Genomic DNA, 1,680 nt, shown 5'->3' with positions numbered 1-1,680 from the left:
TTCCCGGGAATTTCTCGGAGGCAGCGGGGCGCTCAAGATGAACCGCGCGCTCCGATTTCATGCCAAAATTTCCCGGGAATTTCGGGAGAGCTGCAGGGCTCAACAAAGAGGAGCGCGGCACGGATTTGGAGCCAAAATTTCCCGGGAATCTCGGGAGAGCACGCGGGGCCAGCACGGGGCGCGCGGAGCGAATTTAGAGCCAGGGCTGCCCGGGAATTTCGGGGGAAGGGGGTCGTTTTCAGACCAAAAATTCTCGGGTGGTGCGAGAGGGTATGGGCCCGCGACCCTCCCGAGGGGGCCCTAGACACCATGTCAAGGGGGCGGGGGGCGCCCCCCATCTGATGGGGCCCCTAATGGGGCCCTTTTAGGGGCCCCCGCCCCACGGGGCTCTGCACCACCTCGAGGGGGGCGCCCGCTCGGGGGCGCTTTTTACTCTCCTCGGCGCCCCCGCTCGCGCCCCCTCACTCCATCTCGGCGCGCTTCCTCCGGGCGTCACCGGCGCCCCGGTGACGCCCGGTGACGGAACTTCGCGGGCTTCTTCGTGAGGATCATGCCCAGGACCACCGCGTTCCGGGGCACCGACTTGCTCTTGCTCTTCATGCTCTCACCGTACACCGCTCCGCCCCGCCTTTTCACTGGCGAAGGGGCGCGACCTCGCGCGCCCAGGCGTTCACCGTGATGCCCAGGCCGTCGCGGTCCTCGAGCGTGATGCTCTCCCCGTCGAGGGTCTGCACGCGCCAGGTGTCGCCCATCCACTCGACCAGGGTGCCCTCCGCGAGGGAGGAGCGACCCTGGTCCTTGGTGCTCTTGGTGTTCTTCATGCTCTCACCCTACCCTGCTGGGTGTGCGCTTTTCACGCGTTCGCGGCGTCGTACGCCTCGGCCTCGCGGACCCCAGCCTCGGCTTCCGCCAGGGTGTCGTAGAAGCTGTACAGCTCGGACTGCGGCCAGCCCAGCTCCTCGGAGCGCCAGCACGCGTAGACCGCGTAGTGGGTGGAGGTGCCGCCGGTCTCACGGTTGCGCTGCTCGGGGGTCTCGATGACGTAGGTGGTCTTCATGGTCTCACCTTACCCTGTTCAGGGGTGACTTTTCACGCGCCCGCGAGGTCGCCCGCCTCGCGGTGCGCCTCGATCGCCTCCTCGCGCTCCTCGTCCGACATGTAGTCCCAGTCGTAGGAGTGGTCGCACCCGCACGTCCCGCACGCCTCGTAGTCGAAGTTGTCCATGCTCTCACCTTACCCTTCTGGTGGTGCGTTTTTCACGCGCTCTGCTGCGCCACGTCGCGCCGGTCCACCATCACAGTGGACCACGGGTCCGCGCGCCGGACCAGGAACACGAACCCGTCCGACACGCGCTTGACGAGCCAGGCCTCGCCCCGCCACATCACTGTCGATCCTCGCTTCATGCTCTCACCCTACCCCCGTGAGGGGGAGCTTTTCACTCCCCCGACCCCTCCAGGCGCCGCAGCTCCTCGTGGAGCTCCAGGTACCGGCGGCACAGGTCCACCATCTGGTACGAGTACCCGTTCTCAGAGGAGCTGAGGCGCTCCGCCTCCGGGTCGTTGACGATCTCCTCCAGGGCCCGCACGCAGGCCAGGAGGTCGCTGGAGGTGTTCTCGAACCTGCAGTAGCTCATGTTTGCCATGTGTTCAACTTACCTCTTTCAGGTGTGACTTTTCACTG

3 protein-coding genes are annotated in these 1,680 nt (G+C 66.3%); all 3 read right to left on the bottom strand.

The genetic code is table 11. From position 1 onward, the window contains the following. Positions 1–632: 632 nt before the first annotated feature. Positions 633–821 carry a hypothetical protein gene (locus EB084_24860; protein ID NDD31496.1) on the bottom strand — a complete coding sequence of 63 codons (189 nt, stop codon included), beginning with the start codon at positions 819–821 and terminating at the stop codon, positions 633–635. 32 nt (positions 822–853) lie between these two features. Beyond that, the gene (locus EB084_24855; GenBank protein NDD31495.1) at positions 854–1,057 is read right to left on the bottom strand and encodes a hypothetical protein; all 204 of its coding nucleotides are present in this window, start codon (positions 1,055–1,057) and stop codon (positions 854–856) included. 378 nt (positions 1,058–1,435) lie between these two features. Continuing rightward, positions 1,436–1,642: a hypothetical protein gene (locus tag EB084_24850; protein ID NDD31494.1), complete on the bottom strand. Its 207-nt coding sequence runs from the start codon at positions 1,640–1,642 to the stop codon at positions 1,436–1,438. Positions 1,643–1,680: the final 38 nt, after the last annotated feature.

The organism is Pseudomonadota bacterium (assembly GCA_010028905.1).
Taxonomy (GTDB): domain Bacteria; phylum Vulcanimicrobiota; class Xenobia; order RGZZ01; family RGZZ01; genus RGZZ01.
Note: the sequence above shows the minus strand (reverse complement) of the source record. Positions and strands in the feature narration are given on the sequence as shown.

Bases quoted from the DNA above. Each gene is read 5' to 3' on its own strand.
- EB084_24860 (NDD31496.1), bottom strand. From the start codon at position 821: ATGAAGAACACCAAGAGCACCAAGGACCAGGGTCGCTCCTCCCTCGCG.
- EB084_24850 (NDD31494.1), bottom strand. From the start codon at position 1,642: ATGGCAAACATGAGCTACTGCAGGTTCGAGAACACCTCCAGCGACCTC.
- EB084_24855 (NDD31495.1), bottom strand. From the start codon at position 1,057: ATGAAGACCACCTACGTCATCGAGACCCCCGAGCAGCGCAACCGTGAG.